The sequence below is a fragment of the Phyllobacterium endophyticum genome (assembly GCF_003010935.1).
Classification (GTDB): Bacteria; Pseudomonadota; Alphaproteobacteria; order Rhizobiales; family Rhizobiaceae; genus Phyllobacterium; species Phyllobacterium endophyticum.
In genome coordinates, this window is record NZ_PGGN01000005.1 from 276075 (window position 1) to 296592 (window position 20518).

General features: G+C 57.9%; 17 protein-coding genes, 1 tRNA gene and 1 riboswitch. Of the genes, 5 read left to right on the forward strand and 13 right to left on the reverse strand.

What is annotated here, in order from left to right; genetic code table 11:
* Nucleotide 1: 1 nt before the first annotated feature.
* On the reverse strand, nt 2–790 hold the full coding sequence (locus tag CU100_RS22945) for an SDR family oxidoreductase (RefSeq protein WP_106718946.1): 789 nt from the start codon (nt 788–790) through the stop codon (nt 2–4).
* Between the two features lie 197 nt (nt 791–987).
* Here CU100_RS22945 and CU100_RS22950 point away from each other — a divergent pair, with 197 nt between their 5' ends.
* The 3 genes from CU100_RS22950 (at nt 988) to CU100_RS22960 (ending at nt 3329) form a co-directional block, all read left to right on the forward strand.
* Complete coding sequence (locus tag CU100_RS22950) at nt 988–1353, forward strand: RidA family protein (protein WP_106718947.1); 366 nt, start codon at nt 988–990, stop codon at nt 1351–1353.
* Between the two features lie 8 nt (nt 1354–1361).
* The gene (locus CU100_RS22955) at nt 1362–2837 is read left to right on the forward strand and encodes a M81 family metallopeptidase (RefSeq protein WP_106718948.1); all 1476 of its coding nucleotides are present in this window, start codon (nt 1362–1364) and stop codon (nt 2835–2837) included.
* A gap of 237 nt (nt 2838–3074) precedes the next feature.
* Nucleotides 3075–3329 (forward strand): hypothetical protein, encoded by a 255-nt coding sequence (locus tag CU100_RS22960; protein WP_106718949.1) that lies wholly within the window; start codon nt 3075–3077, stop codon nt 3327–3329.
* A gap of 167 nt (nt 3330–3496) precedes the next feature.
* On the opposite strand, the gene CU100_RS22965 is transcribed toward CU100_RS22960, so the two are convergent.
* Nucleotides 3497–4249 carry an ABC transporter substrate-binding protein gene (locus CU100_RS22965; RefSeq protein WP_106718950.1) on the reverse strand — a complete coding sequence of 251 codons (753 nt, stop codon included), beginning with the start codon at nt 4247–4249 and terminating at the stop codon, nt 3497–3499.
* Nucleotides 4250–4467: 218 nt separating this feature from the next.
* On the opposite strand from CU100_RS22965, the gene CU100_RS22970 reads away from it, so the two are divergent.
* A complete protein-coding gene (locus tag CU100_RS22970; protein ID WP_106718951.1) occupies nt 4468–5529 on the forward strand; it encodes a GSU2403 family nucleotidyltransferase fold protein in 1062 nt (353 codons plus the stop codon).
* A gap of 57 nt (nt 5530–5586) precedes the next feature.
* On the opposite strand, the gene gcvP is transcribed toward CU100_RS22970, so the two are convergent.
* From gcvP to CU100_RS23020, 10 genes are all read right to left on the reverse strand, one after another.
* A complete protein-coding gene (gcvP, locus tag CU100_RS22975) occupies nt 5587–8385 on the reverse strand; it encodes an aminomethyl-transferring glycine dehydrogenase (protein WP_106718952.1) in 2799 nt (932 codons plus the stop codon).
* Nucleotides 8386–8391: 6 nt separating this feature from the next.
* Nucleotides 8392–8760 (reverse strand): glycine cleavage system protein GcvH, encoded by a 369-nt coding sequence (gene gcvH / locus CU100_RS22980; protein ID WP_106718953.1) that lies wholly within the window; start codon nt 8758–8760, stop codon nt 8392–8394.
* Between the two features lie 6 nt (nt 8761–8766).
* Nucleotides 8767–9870, reverse strand: a complete 1104-nt coding sequence (gcvT, locus tag CU100_RS22985) for a glycine cleavage system aminomethyltransferase GcvT (RefSeq protein ID WP_106718954.1) — start codon at nt 9868–9870, stop codon at nt 8767–8769.
* A gap of 155 nt (nt 9871–10025) precedes the next feature.
* Nucleotides 10026–10125: riboswitch (glycine riboswitch) on the reverse strand.
* 141 nt (nt 10126–10266) lie between these two features.
* The gene (locus CU100_RS22990) at nt 10267–11109 is read right to left on the reverse strand and encodes a metal ABC transporter permease (RefSeq protein ID WP_106718955.1); all 843 of its coding nucleotides are present in this window, start codon (nt 11107–11109) and stop codon (nt 10267–10269) included.
* The gene (locus CU100_RS22995; RefSeq protein WP_106718956.1) at nt 11106–11963 is read right to left on the reverse strand and encodes a metal ABC transporter permease; all 858 of its coding nucleotides are present in this window, start codon (nt 11961–11963) and stop codon (nt 11106–11108) included. The genes CU100_RS22990 and CU100_RS22995 overlap by 4 nt, the downstream gene beginning before the upstream one ends.
* Nucleotide 11964: 1 nt before the next feature.
* Nucleotides 11965–12870, reverse strand: a complete 906-nt coding sequence (locus CU100_RS23000) for a manganese/iron ABC transporter ATP-binding protein (RefSeq protein WP_106718957.1) — start codon at nt 12868–12870, stop codon at nt 11965–11967.
* On the reverse strand, nt 12867–13739 hold the full coding sequence (locus CU100_RS23005) for a metal ABC transporter substrate-binding protein (RefSeq protein WP_407070371.1): 873 nt from the start codon (nt 13737–13739) through the stop codon (nt 12867–12869). Before CU100_RS23005 ends, CU100_RS23000 begins: the two co-directional genes overlap by 4 nt.
* Nucleotides 13740–13949: 210 nt before the next feature.
* Nucleotides 13950–16349: an aldehyde dehydrogenase family protein gene (locus CU100_RS23010; RefSeq protein WP_170113938.1), complete on the reverse strand. Its 2400-nt coding sequence runs from the start codon at nt 16347–16349 to the stop codon at nt 13950–13952.
* 12 nt (nt 16350–16361) lie between these two features.
* Nucleotides 16362–17366: a deoxyribose-phosphate aldolase gene (gene deoC / locus CU100_RS23015; protein ID WP_106718959.1), complete on the reverse strand. Its 1005-nt coding sequence runs from the start codon at nt 17364–17366 to the stop codon at nt 16362–16364.
* 34 nt (nt 17367–17400) lie between these two features.
* Nucleotides 17401–18405 (reverse strand): sugar-binding transcriptional regulator, encoded by a 1005-nt coding sequence (locus CU100_RS23020; RefSeq protein ID WP_106718960.1) that lies wholly within the window; start codon nt 18403–18405, stop codon nt 17401–17403.
* 180 nt (nt 18406–18585) lie between these two features.
* Here CU100_RS23020 and CU100_RS23025 point away from each other — a divergent pair, with 180 nt between their 5' ends.
* Nucleotides 18586–19524, forward strand: a complete 939-nt coding sequence (locus tag CU100_RS23025; RefSeq protein WP_106718961.1) for a threonine/serine dehydratase — start codon at nt 18586–18588, stop codon at nt 19522–19524.
* Nucleotides 19525–20400: 876 nt separating this feature from the next.
* Here the strand turns inward: CU100_RS23025 and CU100_RS23035 are convergent.
* Nucleotides 20401–20477, reverse strand: a tRNA-Met gene (locus CU100_RS23035).
* Nucleotides 20478–20518: the final 41 nt, after the last annotated feature.

Consider the following 20518-nt stretch of genomic DNA (forward strand, 5'->3'; position numbering starts at 1 on the left):
ATCATTGGTCCCCCAGCACGTCATCGATGAAACGCAGGTTCCCCGCTGTCAAGCCGCCATCGACGGTCAGCGTCGCTCCTGAAATTCCGGATGCTGCGTCTGAACTGAGGAACATCGCGGCATGCGCCACTTCCTCCGGTGTCACCATTCGCCCAAGTGGATAATGCGGCAGTACTTTTGCCAGGAGCTCCGGCTGCTTGTTCAGTCGGTGGTCCCACGCCGGTGTACGTACCGAGCCTGGACAGACCGCATTGGCCCTTATGCCAAAACGCCCGCGCTCGACAGCAAGCGCCTTCATGTACGAAATCAATCCCGCCTTTGCCGCCGAGTAGGCTGGATTACCGAAATGGCCGAGTGCATTGACCGAGGAAATGAACACGATATTGCCACTGCCGCGCTGGCACATGGCATCGACGATGGGAGCCGTAACGTGAAATGCGCCGTTAAGATTGATGGCTATTTCCCGTTCCCATACGTCATTGCTCACGGCATCAAGCGTTTCGCCTCGAGTGAAACCGGCATTGTTGATCAATATGTCGGGAACGCCATGATCCGCGGTGAAATCCCTGATAGCCGCGGATGTCGCCTTCTCGTCGCCAAGATCGAAGACCAGCCGGTTTGCAAGGGGTAGCTCGCCAAGCAAACCCTTTTCCTGATCGGCGCCCGACACGATTGCACCGGAGTTACCATACAATTCGACCAGTACTTTGCCGATGCCACCACCAGCGCCGGTGATGAGCACATGCATGTCTGCGAACCGAGGTTCAGTGTGCAAGAGTGGCGAGGTCATACGTGCTTCCGATTGCAGCGCTTTGTTGGTCACTGATCCTAGTTAGTGACTGATCCTGAAAAAAAGCAACATGAAATACGCTCTTGCGCGAAAGTAAATTACATAGAATGATAAGCATGTTCGAAGGACAGCACCGTGCTCCACCGCAAGGGCGCCCATGGGCCAGTCGGTACGGCGCAATAAACTGAAGGATCACGATGACCAAACAACATTTCGGCCAGTCGCATGTGCCACTGTCGCCCGCGGTTCGCGCCGGTGACTTCATCTACATTTCCGGCCAGGTCCCTGTCGGGGCAGACGGAACTGTTATTGTCGGCGGTATCGAGGCGCAGACAAGGCAGGTAATGGAAAACGTCGAGACCGCGCTAAAGCTTGCCGGCGCTGAACTTTCAGACGTGGTAAAGACCTTCGTCATCCTCGAAGATGCGCGGGAATTCGCTGCCTTCAACAAGACTTATGCGACCTATTTCCCCGCTAATCCGCCCGCCCGCACGACGATCGAATCAAGCCTGATGATCGACATCAAGATCGAGATCGAAGCCATCGCGTATAAGCCACTCTGAGTCATATCATGCGCATCTTCACTGCTTCGTTTGCTACGGAAACCAACACCTTTTCCCCCGTGCCGACAGACCGCGCCAGCTTTGAGACGGCATTCTATGCGGGTCCGGGCGCTCATCCGGATACGCCGACATTGTGTTCGGCGCCCATGGTCGTGTTGCGGCGCAGGGCACGTGAGGAAGGGTTCACGCTGATCGAGGGAACCGCGGCCTGGGCTGAACCCGGAGGGTTACTCCAACGGCAGGCATACGAACAATTGCGCGACGAGATTCTTGGCCAGCTCCAGGCTTCCATGCCAGTAGACGGCGTGGTCCTCGGACTGCATGGCGCTATGGTTGCGCAGGGCTATGACGATTGCGAAGGCGATTTTCTCGAGCGTATCCGCAAAATGGTGGGCCCCGACGTGCTCATCGCTTCGGAACTTGATCCGCACAGCCATCTCACCAGGAAGCGGGTTTCAAACGCAGATATACTCGCGGCCTTTCTTGAGTTTCCGCACACGGATTTCTACGAGCGCGCCGAGCATGTGGTCGATCTCGCCTTGCGTGCGCTTCGGCGCGAGATCAAACCGGTGATTTCAACCTTCGATTGCCGCATGATCGATATCTATCCCACCAGCCGGGAACCCATGCGTTCCTATGTGGATCGCCTGAAGGCATTGCAGGGCCGCGATGGGATCCTGTCGATCTCCCTGATCCACGGGTTCATGGCCGGGGATGTTCCGGAACTCGGCACACAGGTCATGGTTGTCACCGACAATGAGCCGGAGAAAGGGGCCGATCTGGCTGCAAGGCTTGGTATGGAGCTGTTTTCTATGCGCGGCAAGACAGCCATGCCGATGCTTGACACAGAGGCGGGTCTGGATGAGGCCATGCGGCTGGTCGCGCAGAAGCCGGGTAAGCCGATCGTCATTGCCGACGTCTGGGACAATCCTGGTGGCGGCGTTGCCGGAGATGGCACGCTTATTCTTCGACGGATCCTTGAGCGTGGAATAGACAATATTGCAGTTGCGACAATCTGGGACCCGGTTGCGGTCACCTTCTGCCTCGCAGCAGGGGAGGGCGCGAACATCCAGCTACGATTCGGCGGCAAGGCAGGTCCCGACGGAGGGGCTCCGATTGACGCCCGGGTCGAAGTTGTCAAAGCCGTGCAGGAGGCTTGGCAAAGTTTTGGCAAGAGCAAGGTTACGCTCGGTGCCGCCGCAGTCATTCGTCTTGAAGGAACAGACGTCGAAGTCATCCTCAACACCAATCGCACACAGACGTTCGAACCGGATATTTTCTCCAATCTCGGCATTGATCCTGGCGCCAGGGATATTCTGCTCGTGAAATCGACGAACCACTTCCACGCCGGTTTCGAGCCTGTTGCGGCCGAAATCCTTTATGTCGACGCCGGTGCGCCTTACCCTTCCAATCCGGGTAAGACCAACTATCGCAAACTCTCGCGTGAAATCTGGCCGCGGGTGGAGATGCCTTTCGGGCAATAGAGTCAGAAGCGTCGCTGTTTATCCCACAGGAGCGTTATCTCTGGCTGAAACCATGGCGTGGAGGAGAAGCGGAAGGTTGAACGAGTTGTCCGCCGCCAACTTCATAATCCATGTTTGTGTCAGACCCGAAATGCAATGTAATTTGCCGCTCCGGTTAAGTCGTGGTTTCATCGGGTGTCGGGGCAGTTCTATCCCCGGCGCTGATCATTCTGTCAATACCATAAGGGAATACTTCAAATGTCCACGAATCTTTCCAGGAGCCGAATTATTTTATACGTCATACCTTTGGTCTTCCTCACGGCCTGCGCTTCATCCGAGAAGAAGTGGGTCCAGAGCGACGATCCTGTAACGCCAGCGGACAGGGACATGGTGCAATGCAAGTACCAGGCCGCCGGTTCAACCGCCGCCTTGGCCAATGACAGTTCCGCCAGAAGCAAAGAAGAGGCCAATCTTGTCAGCGCCTGCATGCGGGCGAAGGGCTACAAGCAATAGTACGCTAAGCATGCATTCTTCTCCAAAGCTGACAGGTTGATATTATCGACGTGTCGCAATTGAAAATAGAATGTGCCCCGGCTACATCAGGTTGAGGCATAACAGGTATTATGGAACGAAAAGATCGGAAGCCATTCGGCGGTTGGCGCCGAATGGCTTGTCGAACATCAGTAGATATCGAATGCAAAATATTTCGCGACGATCTTCTTGTATGTGCCGTTGGCTACGAGGGCGTCGATAGCCTTGTTGAACTTTTCGCGGAGTTCGTCGTCACCCTTGCGTATGCCTATGCCGGCTTCCGTCTCCGTTCCCGGAACGTCGCCAAGCATCTTGCAGCAATCCTTGCCTGCATTGTTGAGCCAGTCGACCACCACGAACTTGTCGGAGATCAGCGCATCGATACGGCCGTTCTGCATGTCGGCGGTCGCTTCTTCCTGCGTTGGATAAAGCTTCACTTCAGCGCCGTTCTTGCCGTAATTATCCGTTGCGTAGTTCCCCTGTGTCGTGGAAGCCTGTGCACCGACTGTCTTCCCCTTCATGTCTTCCAAGGAAACGCCGGCTAGCGTGCTGTCCTTCGGGACCACGACGGCAAGTGGCGTCGTGTAATATTTGTTGGTGAAGTCGATTTGCTTCTTGCGCTCTTCCGTGATGCTCATCGAAGCGATGATCGCATCGTATTTCTTGGCCATGAGGCCGGGGATGATGCCGTCCCAATCTTGCGCAACGATGGTGCACTTCGCTTTCATCTCCGCACACAGCGCATTGGCGATATCGACGTCGAACCCTTCGAGCGTACCGTCGGCTTTAAGAGAATTGAACGGCGGGTAAGCACCTTCGGTGGCGATGCGAATCTCCTGAGCGCTGGCAACAGGTGCAAAAGCGATCGCGGCAAAAGCAGTTATCAGTAAGAATTTCTTCATGTTCCATCCTCTTGTGGTAAGGCCTCTCGCGCCTCCGGTTCAACGTAGCGGAAGTGGCCGACAAACGAAGCGATTTTTCATATTCTTGAAGACGTAGATTATCCCCATTGCAACGCCATTTCGCTTTAAAAGGGATAATCCGTTTAAAATCAATGGATAATTGCGAAAATCGTGATATTATCCCTAATGGGACCGCTCAACGTTCTTTCGGGGATAACATGAACAACTTCAAGGAATTAAGCTCGGAGCAGACTCGCCAGCATATTGACAGCGCTCAGGCATACGAAGTCTACCGGAGCGGTGCGAAAGAGTTCGAGCAGCGCTATTCCGGCTCGATGTCGTGGAAGAAGAGCACCAATGGCAAAGAATATCTCTACAAAAAGACGAGTGGCATCTGGAAGTCGCTGGGGCCAAGATCGGCTGAAACCGAGGCGATCTACAATCAGTTTCATTCCGGTCGCGACAATGCGAAGCAGCGCTTGGCACGGCTGGCGCAGCGTCTCGATGAAATGGCTCCGGTCAACCGGGCCATGGCTTTGGGACGTGTACCTCTTTTGACGGCCCGCATTATCCGGGCGCTCGACAGGCTCGGTCTCATAGGCACGGCGGTCGACGTCGTGGGAACCAACGCTCTGTTTGTCTACGAACGCTTGGCCGCCGTTCACATCAGCAGCGCTTTGCTTTCAACCCAGGACGTCGACCTGTTGATGGATTCCCGTTTCAATCTTCGGTTGGTCGCCAGGGACTTTTCGGAAAAGGGACTGATCGGCCTTCTGCAGAAAATCGACCATTCATTCGCGCCTCTCGCCAGAAATAGCTATCGCGCAGCAAACCGCGATGGCTTTCTGGTGGACCTCATCAAGCCCGCACCGAAGAACGTCATGTTATCGAACGAGAAAAGTCGTTTCAGTTCGGACGAAGAGGATCTGCAAGCAATCGAGATCGAGGGACTGTCCTGGCTGATCAACAGTCCGAAAACGCAGGCCATAGTGATCGATGAGCGCGGCTACCCCCTCGCCTGCTCGTGCCCTGATCCCCGGGCCTTCGCCCTGCATAAATTATGGCTGTCACGCCGTGCCGATCGCGACGCCGCCAAGCGTATCCGGGACGGGCAGCAGGCGAGGCTCGTTGCTGAACTCGTTACCCGGCGTCTCGCCAATCTTTCATTCGAATCGAGTGATCTGCAGGCTCTCCCCCTTGCACTACGGCAACTGGCACCTGAACTTGTTCCGGCGACTGAAAACAGCGACGATGACTCGCACCTCACGCCAGACTGGTAGTTGCGAGGATCGGGGCGTTGAAAGCGGTCCAACGCCCCGGCATTCACGAACCCGGGATCAACTATATGCCTGCATCGGCGGACAGGAACAGACCAGATTGCGGTCGCCAGCGACATTGTCGATGCGCGAGACCGGCGGCCAATATTTCGGGCTTTCCTCATTCTCCCCGGCGGGCAGGCTCGCGACCTTCCTGCTGTAAGGATGCGTCCAGTCATCCGCCAGAACGTCGCCAGAGGTATGAGGTGCATTGACCAGGGGATTGTCTTGCCTTGGCCACTCGCCGCTCGCGACCTTGGCCGCCTCGGCAGCTATCGCGATCATCGCATCGCAGAACCGATCGATCTCACGTTTCGATTCCGACTCAGTCGGCTCGACCATCAGCGTTCCGGCGATCGGCCACGACATGGTGGGTGCGTGAAAGCCATAGTCGATCAACCGCTTGGCGATATCCTCGACACTGATCCCCGCGCTGTCCTTCAGCACACGGGTATCAAGAATACACTCATGCGCGACACGGCCGTTGCGGCCCTTGAACAGCACCGGATAAGCATCCTTCAGGCGTTCGGCAATGTAATTGGCGTTGAGAATCGCCATCTCCGTGGCACGCTTCAGACCGGCGCCACCCATCATGCGGATATACATCCAGGTGATTGGCAGGATCGAAGCACTGCCGAACGGCGCAGCGGAAACCGCATGCCCGGAACCGGTTTCGACATGTCCTGGCAAAAATGGCGCGAGATGTTTCTTCACCCCGATCGGCCCCACGCCCGGGCCACCGCCGCCATGGGGAATACAGAAGGTCTTGTGCAAATTCATGTGGCAGACATCGGCACCGATATCGCCGGGCCGAGCAAGACCTACCAGCGCATTCAGGTTTGCACCGTCGAAATAAACCTGTCCGCCATGCCCGTGGATAATCTCGCAAATGTCCTTTACGCCTTCCTCGAACACACCGTGCGTCGAGGGGTAGGTGATCATCAGCGCCGCCAGATTTTGGCTATGCGTCTCGGCCTTGGCCTTCAGATCGTCAAGATCGATATCGCCCGCCTCTTCGCAAGCAACGACAACGACCCTCATACCTGCCATGTGGGCGCTTGCAGGGTTCGTGCCATGCGCCGATTCCGGGATCAGGCAGATATCGCGATGATCGTCGCCGCGGTCGAGATGATAGCGGCGGATGGCCAGCAATCCGGCATATTCACCCTGGCTGCCGGCGTTCGGCTGCAGGGAGACCGCATCGAAGCCGGTGATTTCGGCTAGCCATTCCTCGAGATCGCCGGTCAATGACTTATAGCCAAGCGCATGATCGTCGGGTGCGAAAGGATGGACATTGGCAACGCTTTGCCAACTGACCGGCAACATTTCGGCGGCGGCGTTGAGCTTCATTGTGCACGAACCAAGCGGGATCATGGCCCGATCGAGCGCAAGGTCCTTGTCGGCAAGCCGTCGCAGGAAGCGCATCATTTCGGTCTCCGAGCGCTGCTGATGAAACACGGCCTGGGTCATGAACCCTTCGGCTGGCCTTGAGCCAGGCAGTTTTATGCCGGCCTCCTTTGACAGGCTTGCACCGAAGAGCGCGGCCAGTGCGCCAAGATCCTCATCTGTCGTCGTCTCGTCAACACTGATACCGAGCCGGTCCCCGTCGACAATCCGCAGCAAGCGACCACCCGCCTCGGCAGCGTCGGCGATTGAGGCCGCCCTGCCGGGAACATGGACCGTGAGCGTGTCGAAGAACTGGTTTCCTGCAAGTTCAAACCCAGCCTCCTCGAGACCAGCTGCAAGGCGTCCCGCCTGTTCGTGGACGCGCATCGCGATCGCCTGCAGGCCCTGTGGACCGTGCCATATCGCGAAGGACACGGCCATATTGGCAAGCAGGGCCTGAGCCGTGCAAATATTCGAGGTTGCCTTGTCGCGGCGGATGTGTTGCTCGCGCGTCTGCAACGCGAGGCGGTAACCGGGCCTTCCCTTGCTGTCGACCGATTGGCCTACAAGCCGGCCCGGAATAAGCCGTGTCAGATTCTCGCTCACGGCGAGATAGGCCGCATGCGGACCACCATAACCGATCGGTACGCCGAAACGCTGCATGGAACCCGCCGCGATATCGGCACCGATTGAAGCAGCGGAAGCCGTTATTGTCAGCGCCAGCGGATCCGCAACTGCAATGACCAGGGCTCCTGCCGCTTTGGCGGCGCTGATTACGGCCGCATGATCGCCATAAACACCATATGTATCGGGCCAGGGCACGATAATCGCCGCAACCTCACCGTCGATCTCACCGCCATTGACATTCATGCCGAGCGGTTCTGCGCGGGTTCTGACCACATCGAGAATTTGCGGATGAACGTCGCCGGCGAGCACGATGCGCGAACGCTTCTCGCGATGATGGCGGTACGCGATTCCTACCGCTTCTGCGACGGCTGTCGCCTCGTCGAGCAGAGAAGCCGACGCGACGGGCAAGCCGGTCAATTCCGCAATCAGCGTCTGGAAGTGAAACAGAAGCTCAAGCCTCCCCTGGCTGATCTCGGACTGGTAGGGCGTATAAGCCGTGTACCAGGCGGGGTTTTCAAAGAGATTGCGCTGGATCACCGCCGGGACATGTGTGCCATGATAACCTTGGCCAATGAAACTCTTGTGGGTCTTGTTCTGACCCATCTTGAGGCTGAGTTCCGCCAATGCCTCGGCCTCGTTGATGGCTTCGGGAATGTTCAGCGGGCGTTCCAACCGGATGGACTTCGGGACAGCCTGCGCAATCAATGTTTCGAGCGAAGGTATGCCAAGTGCCGCCAGCATGGCCCGCGATCCCAGGGTGCTTGGCCCGATATGGCGGTCAGAAAAGGGAAAAATGCTTTTGTTCATGATGGATCAGCCAATAATCGCTTTGTAACCGGCCTCATCGAGCAGACCAGCCAGTTGATCGGTGTCGGAGAGTTTCATTTTCCATAGCCAGCCATCGCCGGTCGCGGAGGAATTTACCAAGGCTGGATCGCTCGCCGTTGCGTCGTTGACTTCCGTCACTTCGCCGTCGAGCGGGGCATAGACATCCGAAGCTGCCTTGACCGATTCCACTACGACTGCGGCGTCTCCCTTGGACAAGGACTGGCCGACATCGGGCAATTGGACGAAAACGAGATCGCCTAGCTGGTCCTGCGCATGATCGGTAATGCCGACGGTGGCAATACCGTCTTCGACGCGGACCCATTCGTGATCTTCGGTAAAGTAAGTAACTGCCATGTCGATTTATCCTTTGTGATAGCGATGTGGGGTGAATGGAAGCGGATGGATGTGCATTTGAATACGGTTGCCCCGCACCTCTGCGAAAATCAGGGTTCCGACGGCCGCGAAATGCTTGCCGACATAGCCCATGGCAACCGGATGTCCGGCGGAGGGGCCGAATCCGCCCGAGGTGACAAGACCGATACTATTGCCGTCGACGTCAACCAGGACCGAATCCGAGCGCACCGGCTGGCGGCCATCCGGCTTGAGGCCGACGCGTTTCCGTCCGGGACCTGCAGCGATCTTGTCGAGCAGCGCCCTTGCGCCAATGAACACGGCTTTTTCTCGCACGGGCTTGCTGATTGCCCAGGCGAGGCCCGCATCTACGGGATCTATATCGGGGTTGATATCCTGGCCGTGCAGGCAAAGCCCCGCCTCCAGGCGCAGGCTGTCGCGCGCCGCGAGCCCGATCCAGGCTACCCGCTCGTCAGCAAGCAGCCTTGTCGCCAGTTCGCGTGCCTCGCCTGAGGGTAGACCAATCTCGAAGCCGTCCTCGCCGGTATAGCCCGAGCGACTCATGAACCAGCCCGGCTTTGGCGCGAAGCCGTTCATAAAGGCGAGCTCCGTGCCCGCAATACCGGCGTCGCGCACAACGTCGGCCGCTTGTGGTCCCTGGATCGCCAGGAAAGCATGATCGAGAGCATCGATCTTGCAATCGAAGTTTTTGGCCAGATTGCGCAAATGGGCTTCATCGCCAGCCGCATTGCCGGCATTGGCAACGACTATGAAATGCTCCTCGCCGAGCCTAGTAACAATCAGGTCATCAAGAATGCCTGCCTGCTCGTTGAGGAAGAACGTGTATTTGGACTGGCCATGCTGCAGCGATCCTGCGCCGAGCGGACATGCATGCGACAGGAGATCCCCAGCGCCGGACCCTGACACGTCGAACAATTTCATGTGCGAAATATCGAACAGCCCGGCCTTCTCGCGTGTGTGCAGATGCTCCTTCATCACCCCCAGGGGATAGGTGATCGGCATGGACCAGCCTGCAAACCCGCCAAAGCGCGCTCCGGCGGCCCTGTGCATATCGTCGAGCGGCAATAATTTCAGATTTTCGTCAGTGCCCATTTTTACTCCAGAGTCGTGCAAAGATCCCCGCCACAAGGACGGACCGTTCTTTGCCCCTCTGTCGGAAGCCTGAGAGACTCGCCCAGCATGGATTCACATCCGATCTGAACTTACACCTTCGGCGCGAGGTTTCCCTCGACTTTCCAGAGTTGTCTTATCCTTTTGCGGTTCTTGGAACCTGAGAGATTTCGGGCGATTTCCCCTTCGGTGGCCGTTGAACATTTCTGTTCAAAGACACTCTCCCGCAAATTGACAGGGCCCCCGATTCTGCAATCACAGACCCTCGACAGCTGCGAACATATCGCAGTGCACAAGCCCTGTCACCGCCCAATCGGTCGATCTGACGCTTTATGGACAAAAAATGTCGAGCCGGGGATATTGTGCGCCACAAGCCCTTCATGCCTCAATTGGTTCGTCCTGCCCGTGCTTGCGAGAAACATGGACAAAAGAGCCGATGAATATAGCCGTCATCAAAAGCACGATCGTTGGAGCGGGAGCACTGTCGAGAAAGAATGCCAGATAGACACCGAAAAACGCGGCGGCGGTTGCTACGATGACGGAAATCAGCAGCATCGTACTGAATTTGCGTGTCAGAAGAAAAGCAATGGCTCCGGGCGCGATCAACATGGCAATGGCAAGGATGATCCCGACCGCTTTCAACGCACCCACAATCGTCAGCGATATCAGGCAAAGCAGCCCGTAGTGCAAAAGCCTCACTCTGAGGCCAACTGCCTTCGCCTGTATGCTGTCGAACGCATGGAGCAGGAAATCCCGCCATTTGAGAACAAGCACTCCAGCGGTCACTACCATTATAACGGCAGCCTGGCCAATATCATTCCAACCGACGCCAAGCATGTCGCCGAACAGGATATGATCCAGATGCACGTCCGACCGGATTTTTACATAGAGCACGAGGCCCAGACCGAACATGCCGGAAAACACGATGCCCATAACCGTGTCCTGCTTGATCCGGCTGTGCTCCTTGAGAAACCCTGTAGCGACGGCGCAGAACATGCCCGCAACGAAAGCCCCGATCGCATAGGGGAATCCGACGATGTAGGCGATGACGACACCGGGAAAGACCGCGTGGGAGATCGCATCGCCCATCAATGACCAGCCCTTCAGCACCATGAAACACGAGAGCATTGCCGTCGGGATTGCAACGAGAACGGAAATGATGAGGGCGCTGACCATGAACTCGAACTGGAAGGGCGAAAGCAGGGTTTCGATTATGTTCATCCCGGATACTCCCGGCTTTCCGCAGAACGTCGTTGAGCGTTTAACATCCCGTGTTTTGGCGCGAAGAAGAAGGCGAGAAGGAAAATCATTGTTTGCAGCACCACAATGATGCCGCCTGTTGCACCGTCGAGGAAATAGCTTGCATAGGCACCGGTGAAGCTGGTCAGCGCCCCGATGGCAACTGCGATCGCCAGGAGTCGCGGGAACCGGTCGGTCAGGAGATAGGCAGTCGCGCCGGGCGTGACAACCATACATATGACCAGGAATGCTCCGACAGTTTGCAGGGCAGCTACAGTCGAGGCGGAAAGCAGTGTGAAAAACATGATCTTGAGTGCCGTCGGGTTGAGACCGATGGAACGGGCATGGCTCTCATCGAAGAAGACGACCATCAAATCTTTCCATTTAACCAAAAGAATGGCCAAGGAAACAAAACCGATAATGGCAAGTTGCAATGTGTCTTCCGGCGTGATCGCAAGAATATTTCCAAGCACAATCGTCTGGATATTCACCGAAGTTGGTGACAACGACACCATGAACAGGCCAAGCCCGAAGAAAGACGAAAAGATCAGCCCTATGATGGCGTCTTCCTTGAGCTTCGTGCGCTGACTGAGAAACAGCATTGCGGCTGCGGCAAGGCCTCCCGAAAAGAAGGCGCCGAGAGAAAATGGCAAGCCGAGCATGTAGGCCCCGGCCACACCCGGTACAATCGAATGTGAAAGCGCATCGCCGATAAGCGACCAGCCTTTCAACATGAGATAGGCCGAAAGGAAAGCACAAACACCGCCGACAAGCGCGGAGATCCACATGGCATTCACCATGTACTGATAGGAAAAGGGTTCGAGCAGCAACGTCATCTCAGTTGGGTCTTCCAGTGCTTCTGGAAGAAGCGCCGGCATTCTCGTAAACGGCAAAGGGACGCTCATCCCCGGTAGCGACTTCGATTTGAGCCATCTCGCCAGGAGCCCTGAACCTGAAATTCCGCAGCACGCCGCCAAACGTCAACTCGAGATTAGCCTGTGTGAACGTCTCGGCAGTGGGTCCATAGGCAAGGACAGTACGATCGAGCAGAACGGTGCGGTCGCAAAATTCCGGCACGCTGCCAAGATTGTGGGTCGACACAAGAATGACCCGGCCTTCACCACGCAGCACGCGCAGAAGAGTGATGATTGCCTCTTCGGTCGTTACATCAACGCCGGTGAATGGCTCATCGAGAAGAATAACGCGCGCATCCTGAGCAAGGGCCCGTGCAAGAAAGACACGCTTTCTCTGTCCACCGGAGAGTTCCCCTATCTGTCGTTTGCGGTAGTCGCTCATCCCGACCCGCGAAAGCGCGTCCGCTACCGCCTGCACGTCGGCGGGCTTGGCGATACGCATCATTCCCATATGGCCATAACGGCCCATCATGACCACGTCCTCGACGAGAACCGGAAAGTTCCAGTCGATATCTTCGCTTTGCGGTACATAAGCGACAAGGTTCTTCTTCAGCGCGCGATTCACCGGCAGGCCAAGGATCGATATCGTTCCTCGATTTATTCCGACAAAACCCATGATCGCCTTGAAAAGGGTTGATTTTCCCGACCCATTGACACCGACCAGCGCGGAAATTGTGCCAGTCGGTAGATCGAACGTGGCGTCTCGCAACGCGGTACGGCCATTGCGATAGGTAACAGTGGCACCTCTTACAGAGATACCACTCCCCGCATCCGACGATGCAGGGATATGCGATTTACCAATCACAGGATCAAGGGGTCGGGTACTCATCGGGTAAGCCCTTGGGCGACCCTGCTCGACGTAACGCGCAGCAGATCGATATAGGTCGGAACTTCACCCTCCGGGCCAGTCAGGGAGTCGACATAGAGAACGCCGCCGTATTTTGCGCCGGTCTCCCGTACGACCTGCTTTGCCGGGTCGGGAGAAATCGTGCTCTCGGAAAAGACAACACCGATCTTGTTGGCTCTGACCGCATCGATAACCTTGCGAACCTGCTGCGGCGTACCCTGCTGGTCAGCATTGATCGGCCACAAGTAAAGCTCTTTCAGATCGAAATCGCGGGCAAGATAGGAGAACGCCCCTTCGCTCGACACGAGCCAGCGTTTTTCCGCCGGGATCGCGGCAAGCTCGGACTTGATTGGATCGATGGCTGCCTTGATCTTGGCTTTGTAAGCCTCGGCATTGGCCTTGTATGTATCCGCATTGGCCGGATCATACTTGATGAAGGCATCGCGGATATTATCCGTATAGATCATCCCTGCCGCGGGTGACATCCATGCGTGCGGATTGGGCTTGCCCGTATAAGGACCCTCGGCAATGCCCATCGGCTTGACACCATCGGAAGCCACGACACCAGGGACATCCTCCAGGTTCGCGAAAAACTTTTCGAACCACAGCTCAAGGTTTAGCCCGTTCCAGATAATAAGCTGCGCGCCCTGCGCCTTCTGGATATCGCCGGGCGTCGGCTGGTAATTATGGATCTCGGCACCCGGCTTGGTGATGGATTCCACCACTGCCGCATCGCCGGCGACATTCCTCGCAATATCGGCAATCACGGTAAAGGTCGTGACTGCCTTGAATTTGTCCTTCGCCATCGCAGGTACAGACATCAATGCGATTCCAAGAACCGCGCTTGTCATCCCGGCCAACAATGACCGTCTCAGCCTGTCCAGCATAACCGCTCCTTATTGCAATTGAGTTGCAACTGCGTTTATAAGCAAACTGATTTTTATTGCAAGTGCAAATGATTTGCAAAACCGGTTTTTGGACCGGAAGTCGTCGGTCCGCCGCCGCGGCACTGTGAACGCGCCTGGAACAGAATGTCATCGATACCAGGCAGTGAGAGTGACCTACTCGCCGTAGGGAACCCAGATGTTCTTCACCTGCACTGCACGTCGCAGATAATCCCTGCCCTGCCCTTGGCTGTTGTTCAGCCAATCACGCTGGCGGCCATTATTGACCCAGGTCGCCTTCAGATTGCCGCACGATGCTCGTTCGACCATGGTACTGCCCTCCTTCGAACCCACATACCAGATCGAATCCACCTCATCGTGATCGGCCAGGGTCCTCGCGAGGACATCCCGCTCGCCCGTCACGATATTCACGACACCGCCCGGCACGTCGGACGTGTCGAGCACCTGATACAGGCTGGAGGCAAGCAATGGGTGGCGCGCCGAAGGCACGACAACGACCCGGTTTCCCATGGCGATCGCCGGCAGGACCAGTGAAACGAACGACAACAGCGGCATGTCATCCGGACAGGCAATGCCCATGATGCCCCAGGGCTCGTTCATGGCGAGTGTTACGTGGCGCGACTTCGTGGAATGCACGGCGCCATCATATTTGTCGGCTTGCGCCGCGTAGTAGAAGATGCGGCGCAGCGCGACCGCGAATTCCTCGCTCGCCGCCTTTGCGGTGACGCCAGTGCTTTCCACAAGCAGGGCTTCGAACTCCGCCCGGCGCGCGTCTAGATTCTCCCCGACATAATAAAGCACCTGCGCGCGGTTGTGTGCTGTTGCGCCGCCCCATGCCCCGGCCCTTGACGCTGCTTCGACGGCGTTACGGATATCCTTGCGATTGCCAAGTCCGGCGTGACCAATGATCTGGCCATTCTTGCCTGTGACGGAATAACTGTAGCCGCCATCGGGTCGGACCTGTTTCCCGCCGATATAGTTCTTCGTCGTGCGGTCGATAGCGCCACTGGTTGCCATTCTCGCATCCCCATCCGGCACAGCGGAGGGTTTGAACGCAGGCCCGATCTTGGCGAGCGGCAGGCGTTTTTCCCAATTGGCAGTCAGGTACTCGTAGAGGCCCTCGCGCCCGCCTTCGCGCCCGAAGCCACTTTCCCTGTAACCGCCGAATCCAGCCCCGGCATCGAGCAGATTGGTCGAGTTTATCCAGACAACCCCGGCCTTGACACGCGCGGCCATATCCAGCGCCAGATTGATGTTTTCTGACCAGACCGAGGCGGCGAGCCCGTATTTCGTGTTGTTGGCAAGCGCAATCGCCTCGTCCGGGGTGCGGAACGTGGTAGCGGTAGCGACCGGCCCGAATATCTCGACCTCGCAGACCGTTGACGCAGGTTCGACATCGGTAAAGAAGCCCGGCGCGAAGAAGCTGCCTTTGACGGGCAACGCGACCGGCGCCTGCCAAAGCGTGCCACCCTCTACCTTCCCCTGTTCGACCAGCGCGGAAACTCGCTTCAATTGCCCGGCCGAGACAAGTGCCCCGACGTCCATGGTCTTGTCGAGTGGATCGCCAACGCGCAATGTTTCCATGCGCTTGCGCAGCTTGTCGTAAAAGCGTGGTGCAATACCCTCCTGCACGAGAATTCGCGAACCGGCGCAACAGACCTCGCCCTGGTTGAACCAGATGGCGTCGACAACACCTTCGACAGCGCCGTCCATATCGGCATCCTCGAAAACGATAAAAGGCGATTTGCCCCCGAGTTCCAGCGACAGCTTCTTCTCGCTCCCTGCGATCTGCTCGCGAATGATGCGCCCGACCTCGGTGGAGCCGGTGAAAGCAACCTTGTCGACATCGTCATGGCCGCAGATCAGCGCGCCTGTTTCGCCATCGCCATGGACGATATTGACGACGCCTGCCGGCAGCCCGATCTCGCGGCACACTTCCGCGAAGGCGATGGCCGTCAGCGGCGTCAATTCCGCCGGCTTGAGAACGACCGTATTGCCCGCAGCCAGCGCCGGGGCAATCTTCCACGCCAGCATGAGCAGGGGGAAATTCCACGGAATGATCTGCCCGCAGACGCCAACCGGCGAGAAACCCTCGAACTCTGTTTCCACCATCTCGGCCCAACCGGCATGATGATAGAAATGCCTGGCAACGAGCGGAATGTCGATATCGCGCGTTTCGCGGATGGGCTTGCCATTGTCCATTGTCTCAAGCACCGCGAAGAAGCGTTCGCGCTTCTGGATGTGCCGGGCGATGGCATAGAGATATTTGGCTCGCTCGTGCCCAGCCAGCTTGGACCACTTGCCGAAAGCTGTCCGGGCGGCTTTTACCGCCCTATCGACGTCTTCCTTCGTACCGTGTGCCACCTTTGCCAGTACTGCATCATTGGCGGGGTTGATCACGGCGAACGTCTCGCGACCTTCAACGCCCGTGAACCTGCCATCGATGAAATGGCCGAAACCCTTCCTGTTGGCCTCGAGCCACGCCTGTACGTCGCTATTGCTCTCCGGTGCGGGGCCATATTCCATCGTGCGAAGAATGTCCTTGATCTGTCCCATGAGTTTTATCCCTCAAGCAAGCGCGTGGCGCGACGACGCGGCGTAGCGGCCGGTCACGTAATGTTCGAGCTGCCGCTCTATATCGCCGAGCATCGAGCTGGCGCCGAGGCGGAAGAGGTCCGGCTGCATCCATGGCAGGCCAAGTTCTTCCTTCATCAGGATCAGCCAGTTCATGGCGTCCTTGGCCGTCTTCATGCCTCCGGCCGGCTTGAAGCCGACCCTGTGGCCGGTATGTTCGCCATAGTCGCGCAATGCGCGCAGCATGATGAGGCTGACGGGAAGCGTCGCATTCACTTCCTCCTTGCCCGTCGACGTCTTGATGAAATCGGCGCCGGCCTGCATGGCCACCATCGAGGCGCGATAGACGTTTCGCAGCGTGTTCAAATCGCCGGTCGCCAATATCGCCTTCAAATGCGCATCGCCGCACGCTTCGCGCATCTGCGAAATCTCATCGTAGAGCGCCTGCCAGTTCTGCGTCAGCACATGTTCGCGCGTAACGACGATATCGATTTCCGCGGCGCCCTCATCGACAGCATAACGGATTTCCGAGAGCCGTTGCGGCAGCGGCGTCAAGCCCGCCGGAAATCCCGTCGCCACCGAGGCGACAGGTATCGCCGTTCCCTGCAGCGCCTTCACCGCATGCTGCACCATCGTAGGATAGACGCAAACGGCCCCCGTGGTGATGTTCTCGTCGGCGAGGCCAAGCGCCTCGACAATGTCATCCCGGATCGGACGCTTCGCCTTGGCGCACAGTCGTCGCACGCGTCCTGCCGTATCGTCTCCGGCGAGCGTCGTCAGATCGATGCAGGTGATCGCCTTCACCAGCCAGGCAGCCTGATAGTCCTTCTTCACAGTCCGGCGCGTCGTCAGTGTTGCCGCCCGCCTCTCCGTTGCCGAACGGTTCACCGCAATATCCTCGAACCGGTCAAGCCTGAGTTCGGTACCGGCATTGCGCGCATGCGAATGCTGCACGGCCAAGTCCGTTCCTCTTGAAATCAAGATTTCCTGGCGGTTCATCGCTGGTCCTTCCAATTCGCGCTATGCCAATTCATTATCCCGCGCGTCCCCGGTTATGGTTGTCCAATGCGTAGAGCGCCGTCGCTTCATCCGTGATGATGACCGACACATAGTCGGCCTTCAGCGCTGCCGCGGCAACCTGGTGCTTGTCTTCACCCGCAACCACGCCGATCGCTCGCTGTTTTGTCTTCAGATGCTGGAGCCGCATGCCGACCGTGCGATCGTCGATCGAAGAATCGATGATCTGCCCATCCTCTCCGATGAACCGGCCAAGTATGTCACCAACCGCACCGGCATCCCGCAACGTGTCCATGCCGGCCGCATCCAGATATCCATTGCCGAGCAGCACTGACTGATGATTCATACCGCCCATGCCGAAGCAGACGATTTCCGCCTCGAGGGCGAGTTTCAGCACACGCTCGATGACAGGATCATCTTCCAGAACCTCGCGCGTGCTCCTCTTGCCGACGATTGCCGGAACGGGAAGCAGGGTGGCACTGCCATTGCCTGCGCGGGCAAATTCTTCCGCGACAGCGTTTGAATGCGATGAGGTCGAGCGCAGGTTCGTTGCGCCGTTCAGCAATACGACATGCACGCCCGGATTCCAGTTATTTGGCAGGAATCGGGCAACCGCAGACATGGTGCGGCCCCACGACACGCCGATCAGTCCGGGTTTCGGCATGAGCCCGGCCAGGTAAGTCGCTGCGGCCTGTGCCACGCGCTCGGTGAGGAGTGCCGAATCCGCCGCACCGCCGGAAGGAACGACAACCGCATCCTTCAGGCCGAAATCCTGCTGCAACCTGACTTCCAGATCGGTCCGGCGCATGACCCTTGGCGTGATCTCGATGCGGACGACGCCGATTTCCCTCGCCTCGGTCAGCAGCCGGCCGATTTGCCAGCGAGTCAGTCCGAGTTCAGTCGCAATATCCCCTTGCGTCCATTCAAGCTCGTAATAGAGCTTGGCGATCCGAACCATCAAATGCTCGCGCTGCTCATCGAGGGGAAGTCTGCCCGGCGATTGAAGGCGAACCTCGCTCATGATCCGGCCACCCCTCTTGAACGAACAACAATTGTGCACTTCGTGCTCATTTGTGAGTTCTACGCTTCAGGGAAGATCAAGTCAAGGTTGTCCCATGTCGTTCGACCTTCCTGCCAATTGTACTTGCATTCCGATCTCTGACCGTTACTCTTCCCATTCATCCTTCCGAGCGAGATTAGCATGACTCCCCTGATCACACCTGAGCGTATCGCCGAAACCAGGCGGTTGATCCGCTCGCATGTCCGCCACACGCCGAACTTGCGGGTCGATATGGCGGATTTCGGCCTTGGCGAGCGCCCGGTTGATCTGAAGCTTGAATTCATGCAGCATTCGGGCTCATTCAAGGCCAGAGGTGCTTTCACCAATCTCCTGACCCGCTCGTTACCGCCGGCGGGTGTCGTGGCGGCTTCCGGCGGCAATCACGGCGCTGCGGTCGCTTATGCCGCGATGCGTCTCGGCGTACCCGCCAATATCTTTGTGCCCGCAGTCACTTCCCCGGCCAAGGCAGAACGCATCCGCTCCTATGGAGCAGATCTTGTTGTCGGCGGCGATCGTTACGCCGACGCGCTTGCGGCGAGCGAGAAGTTCGTCGCGGAGACCGGCGCTCTTGCCGTCCACGCCTATGACCAGGTTGAGACGCTGCTGGGTCAGGGCACTCTTGGTGCGGAGATTGAAGCTGATCTTCCCGATATCACCACGTTGCTGGTGGCGGTTGGGGGCGGCGGTTTGATCGGTGGCATCGCTGCCTGGTTCAGGGGCCGCGTGAAGATCATCGCCGTTGAGCCTGAGGGCTCGCCGACATTGAACATGGCGCTTGAAGCAGGCCAGCCCATCGATGCGCCGACGGAAGGAATTGCCGCGGATTCGCTTGCACCCAGGCAGGTCGGCAAACTGATGTTTCCAATAGCACAAGCCTTCGTCGACCGATCCGTGCTGGTTTCCGATGATGATATTCGCCTTGCCCAACAGGCGTTGTGGGACAAGCTGAGGATCGTTGCCGAACCCGGCGGCGCCGCCGCCTTCGCAGCGTTACTCCGCGGCAAGTATGTTCCGGCGCCGGATGAACGCGTGGCCATTCTCCTATGCGGCGCGAACACCACGGCAGTGACGTTCCCCTGATCTTCGATTGCCGAACAGGAGCCAAGGCCGAAGTCCCGCTGTCGAGGCCTGTTCTCATATCTGCCTGGACGAGAGGCTCGTCCGGTTATGCGAGTGCCGGCTTTGAAGTCCTGAAGCTGGCGGCGTGCAGGTAGCGACCGGAGTCTAGTGGGACCGGTGTCTGGTTCCGGCCTCTGGTGCGGTTGACGTCAAGCGGCATGCGGCCAGACAACAAGCCCGGAGGGGCTGGCCGTTTGCTGTTGCGGGACAACGTCCCGTTACCGGGGCACCGCCGCAGGACGGTTTACCGGTCCTGATGCCCCTCGCGTTTCAGGTTATGAGCCTGAGGGAAGATTTCCTGAAGCTGGCCGCGAGGGCTGTTTTCAAAGATCGGCCGGGAGCAGGTCAGTCGCCGGCATCGGCCGAGCCTTGCGGGAGCGATGGCCGGCAAGGCGTCAGACGCAAGAAGCCCCGTTTGTGGCGGGGTTTGGTTTAATGGATGGGCTGTGTTGATTTGGTTGCGGGGACAGGATGTGCCCGTTCGGGTCTTCCAGCAGTCCACTGGACTGCTTGACCGGCAAGGCCGGACATTCCTCACCCTTCAGGTTATGGTGCGCTCTTGCGAACGACGCGCTACCTTGTCCGGCTTGGCGAAGCCGAGATGCCGGACAAACGTCTGGGGGATGGTTTTAGGGCTGCGTTGATTGGTTGCGGGGACAGGATGTGCCCGTTCGGGCCTTCCAGCAGTCCACTGGACTGCTTGACCGGCAAGGCCGGACGGCCCTCACCCTTCAGGTTATGGTGCGCTCTTGCGAACGACGCGCTACCTTGTCCGGCTTGGCGAAGCCGAGATGCCGGACAAACGTCTGGGGGGATGGTTTCAGGGTGGGTTTGATTTGGTTGCGGGGACAGGATTTGAACCTGTGACCTTCAGGTTATGAGCCTGACGAGCTACCGGGCTGCTCCACCCCGCGTCATAGTTCTGTTGTTGTGAGATTTGTTTATGAACGTTGCG